Annotated in this window: 5 protein-coding genes and 1 pseudogene; 2 read left to right on the top strand and 4 right to left on the bottom strand. The window is 42.8% G+C overall.

Annotation, left to right across the window (positions count from 1 at the left end; translation table 11 throughout):
• The coding region (locus ACT3QQ_RS13625) for a hypothetical protein (protein ID WP_444528396.1) at window positions 1-240 on the bottom strand (240 nt) is incomplete at its 3' end.
• A complete protein-coding gene (locus ACT3QQ_RS13620; protein ID WP_193030091.1) occupies window positions 237-1217 on the bottom strand; it encodes a MobA/MobL family protein in 981 nt (326 codons plus the stop codon). The genes ACT3QQ_RS13620 and ACT3QQ_RS13625, both read right to left, overlap by 4 nt.
• A 138-nt stretch (window positions 1218-1355) precedes the next feature.
• Here ACT3QQ_RS13620 and ACT3QQ_RS13615 point away from each other — a divergent pair, with 138 nt between their 5' ends.
• A complete protein-coding gene (locus ACT3QQ_RS13615; RefSeq protein WP_444528395.1) occupies window positions 1356-1685 on the top strand; it encodes a hypothetical protein in 330 nt (109 codons plus the stop codon).
• A 599-nt stretch (window positions 1686-2284) separates the two neighbouring features.
• On the opposite strand, the gene ACT3QQ_RS13610 is transcribed toward ACT3QQ_RS13615, so the two are convergent.
• On the bottom strand, window positions 2285-3229 hold the full coding sequence (locus ACT3QQ_RS13610) for a replication initiation protein (RefSeq protein ID WP_193030095.1): 945 nt from the start codon (window positions 3227-3229) through the stop codon (window positions 2285-2287).
• Between the two features lie 419 nt (window positions 3230-3648).
• Between ACT3QQ_RS13610 and ACT3QQ_RS13605 the strand changes: the two genes are divergently transcribed.
• The gene (locus ACT3QQ_RS13605) at window positions 3649-3849 is read left to right on the top strand and encodes a DUF7336 domain-containing protein (protein WP_193030088.1); all 201 of its coding nucleotides are present in this window, start codon (window positions 3649-3651) and stop codon (window positions 3847-3849) included.
• A gap of 85 nt (window positions 3850-3934) precedes the next feature.
• Here the strand turns inward: ACT3QQ_RS13605 and ACT3QQ_RS13600 are convergent.
• Window positions 3935-4246, bottom strand: a pseudogene (locus ACT3QQ_RS13600) (hypothetical protein); the annotation flags it as partial.

Below are 4246 nucleotides of genomic sequence, written 5' to 3'. Positions count from 1 at the left end.
TCTAAGGTCTTGAGCCGCTTTGGTTGCATGGTTACTTAAATCACTTTCTATGGACGTTCTAGCGCCATTGAGAGAGTCCGTAAATAAGTGCTGAGCGAGGTTTGGTAGTTGTTTGTGCAAGCTCTCTATCTGGGCTTGTTGTTTGTTGATGATGTCTAAGGTTTGGTCAATATTCTTTTGCTGTTCTTCTGCGTGTGCCATCAATGCAAATAGATGCTGTTTTGTGCTGTCATCGCTCATGGTTCAATGCCTCTGTCCTGCTGCTTTTCGTGGGTTTTTTCGAGTTCCTGACGTTCTAATTTTTGTTGCTGCTGCTCTTGTTTGAATAACTCATATTCTGCTTTGAAGTCCTGCATACCTTTGGCTTGCTCTTTGACGTTCTCTATCTCTGTCTTAGCTTCTGTAAGGGCTGCAAACTCTATCTGTAAATCACGCAACTGCTGATTGTCTGCGGTAATCTCTCGGTTTAGATCGCCTTTGTCGGTCGCAATACCTCTACGCTCCATTGCTGACGCTTTCCAACCCATCTTAATTGTCGGTTTCTGCTCTATCCCTTGCTGCTTTAGGGTTCGATGGTCGATACGTTCATCAATACCTAGCTTTTCTAACTGAACGTTTACGATGTTTTCCCATTCCTTGCGTAACTCTTTGATTTCAGTGGTTGAGGAACTTAGCCCCAACGCTTTACGCTTGGTGTTGGATAGCTCAATAGCTGCTTTGTCGCCTAGCTCAATGCCATTATCTGTAAGGCTGAACTCTCTTGTCGTGGTCATAATATGAGCGTGATAATTGCGGTTATCGCCCTGCTTATCAGGCGTATGAATAGCCACATCAACGGCTACGTTATATCGCTCTGCTAAGACTTTGGCGAACCTGACCGCTAGCCTTGCACCCTCGTTTTTTTTGAAGTCTTTGCGCTTGTCTTTGTCTTTGGGTATCAGCTCGTGAGGTATGGCTAAAACCCACTCCCTAGCAGTGCGCCCATCTTTACGATTTTCGGCTAGCTCCGCCTTATTCCATAACTCGCTTCGGTCAATTTTTTTAAAGTTCTTATCGAAAGCAAACGCCATTTCTACACCGCCACGCTTGCTATAGTCGTGTGTTTTACCTGAGCGTTTATCCTCAATTTTCACCCCTGCACGATACGCAGCCGATGCAGTTGCACTTCTGCCACTAGTACGGCTAATCGGTTTTGTGGTCGCATAGTAAATCGCCATTTTCAAAATCTCGCTAGTAAGGTCTTTAAGGTTTTGGCTTTTGCTCCGCAGGACGTATTTAGGATTTGATATTTTATGGAACAACGTGGAATAAAATTATCAAGTCGTAAATGCGCACTTATCTAAAAAGACAGATAAGTGAAAAGCCAAAACTACAATGATATACTAGCACAAACAATTTCAGATACGGATAACACTATGCTGACTATAGAACAAAAATTAGCAAGAAATGAAGCCGAAAGAAAACGGTTAATGACTAAAAAAAATTCATTAGAAACTGGTCAAAAAGTAATCATCGGTGGTATGTTTTTATCCCTTGCCAAGACTAATACTGGTATCGCCAAATTCATACTTGAGAACGCTAGCACTCACATTACCCGTCCTGCCGATATAAAACGGATCGAACCTCTGCTTGAAGAATTAAGACAAGCTATGGTCAGTGATTCTGGTGAAAATAATTCAGTCTAAATCTAATTTGCCTTGACCGTTTTTCTTCACGTAAGCCATCATATAATCCCTAACCAGTTGGCTTGCGGTGCGGTTGTTATCTTTGGCTATGCGCTTGAACGCATCAACCAATTCCTTGTCGGCTCTGCAAGTGAACGTACTGTCACTTCTGTCTGGTAGCATATTTGCCATGATAAGACCTCAAGTTATTAATGCAGCCCATTATACTAACGATGTTAGTGCATTGCAATAGCTTTGTTAACTCACTGCAAGAAACCCAAAAAACCAAAAATAACGGACGCTCTTAAATGGGCTACAAGCGCTTAGAAATTAACAAACGATACTAGGGTAGCGGGCACACCAGAAGAACGGCAGCAGGAGGCTAATTTGAGCCAATTAGACGGATAATCAAGACAGGTTTGAAGGGGCAGATACGAAACGGTAGAACATTAGGCTTGTTAGCAGAGTCACGGCAATCGACTGCGGTCGATTGAAAAAGACTGATTAATTTTCGATGATTTTGGGGCAGAGCAAAGCAGCGTAAAAATTGATTAGCTGAGCTTAACGGCAACCATCAAAACCCCCTTCGGGCTATTATCTGATTATGGGATGTCCGATTTTTACTTTAACTTCTTCTGTATGCCCCACCGTGTAAGGGTTCTAGGTGATATACTTAAACGCTCCGCAATGACCCCTATTTTCATGCCTTCAGATGCCCATATTCGGGCTTGTTTTTGCTTGTCGGTGTTATCACCCCATCTCATTTTTGAGCGATGGCTTTGAAGCTCTGACCATGTTTTATGGCTTGCTGTGAAGTCCTTTCGTACACAATATCGGGCAATACTGCGGACAATGTGTTTTAGCTCATTAGGGAATAGGGGTACATCGAAACGCTGATTATACTGCTCTGCAATAGGCTGTAACTGCCTTACAAGCTCGCTGTAAGGCGCAGATGCTAAAGCATAACCGTATGGTCTAACGTGTTCAAATACCGAGTAATTACGCCCATATCCTTCGTCATTAGCTGGCTCTTGCGCTTGAGAAAGCTCTAGGTCTAAGTTTTCGGCAAGCTCGGCAAGAGTGTAAGAGGGCTTAGCCCCTGTCAAATATACATCGTGCGAGGCATGGCAAGGGTTTTTAACTAGGTTGCCACCATAGCTTTTGTCTGCCTCTAACGCTAATCGTAGGGCTTTTTGCACACTGGCAAGGTATCGCATCGCCTTTTGGCTTGATTTGCGCCAGTTACCCACTGGCGTTGTTAGTCTGTAGGCGTAGTGGGCGTGTCCATTTTCGGGGTTTTTGATGATAATTTGCGGACGTGGTAACCCCTTATCATGGTAAGCGAATAGGGCTTGTGGGTCGTCAATATCAAAAACAAGCCACTTGATAATCTCGGGGTGATTAGGTTGTATGTAGGTGTGTTTTATAGCGTGTGACTTGGTGCGGATGTGGCTAAACCCCTTGTCATTGGTGCAATAGGGGTTAGTCGCTAGGTCTGCGTAGAATTGGGCTAGAGTGCTGACGCTCTGCCAGTCGGTCGGGTCTATTTGTTTGATTGCGTACACTATAAAATTTCAGTTTTACATCAGGTAGTAGTATGGGTTACTTAAAAATTACTGAACCCTACCGAACCAAATACAAAAAAGCCTTGTCTTAGAGTGTGCAACCAACTAAAATACACGTTATCGATTCGTGGTTTTTAGGTGGTCGCACACTTATTAATTACATTAAGCCCTGACAGCTTCCAACTGTTGGGGCTTACTCGTTTCTGTAGTTTACTCTTTTATTTATCTCTCTGTAAAGCCCGATAAATCAAGGGATGAAGTAGGTACTACCTTTTGCCCTTTGGTCGAGAGTTAGCCAAGATCAGGCAATCTTTTTCGCCTGTCCTGGCTAACTCTGACCCAACAACCGCTAGGGCGTTAGCTTTTAACTCTAAAATAAATTAGTCTTAGCTTATCCGCATTTTTTAGGAAGGTTTTTTATGACTACGATGTATGTTCTTGAACACGCTGCTGAAGGCTTAACAGAACGCATGAAACTTCTAGGTGTTTATGACTCTAAAGAAGAGGCAGAAAAAGCTATGAAGTTCCTTAGCGATAAGTCAGGTTTCAAAGACTACCCTAATGACTTTACAATAGATGAGTACGAATTAAATCAAGTCTGTTGGTCTAGTGGTTTCTGATAATATGTTCATCAAGTTAAACTTTCTAAGCCTACACCTACAAAGCGTTTTCGAGCTATTCTAACGCTCCTATCTAAAGTAATAATCAGTCTTTTAAATCCAAAACACAATAATCCTTCGATGCCCCAAAATCACATTTCTTTTTCATCACTCTAACGCATAACTCACCCTTGCATCGGCTAATATCTAAGTCACCATTTTGGTTGTTAAGCTCGGCTACTGTTGCTCTACGGTCTGCTATATCATCAAGAGTAGGGGCGTAAACTACTAACCCCAAAAGTAAGGCAAAGGTAACAGCTAAAAGCCCTCCAACATACAAAAACACAAATTTCCAACTAAGCGCCGTTCTCGCTTCTCTGATTTCTTGTGCTGCTTTCGTTGCCTCCCTAGATGCTTG

Origin of the sequence: Psychrobacter sp. AOP7-A1-24 (genome assembly GCF_052376235.1) — a bacterium.
Classification (GTDB): domain Bacteria; phylum Pseudomonadota; class Gammaproteobacteria; order Pseudomonadales; family Moraxellaceae; genus Psychrobacter.
Note: the sequence above shows the minus strand (reverse complement) of the source record. Positions and strands in the feature narration are given on the sequence as shown.

What these genes read in the sequence shown, in the direction of transcription:
- ACT3QQ_RS13605 (WP_193030088.1), top strand. Translation starts at nt 3,649, where the DNA reads ATGACTACGATGTATGTTCTTGAACACGCTGCTGAAGGCTTAACAGAA.
- ACT3QQ_RS13620 (WP_193030091.1), bottom strand. Translation starts at nt 1,217, where the DNA reads ATGGCGATTTACTATGCGACCACAAAACCGATTAGCCGTACTAGTGGC.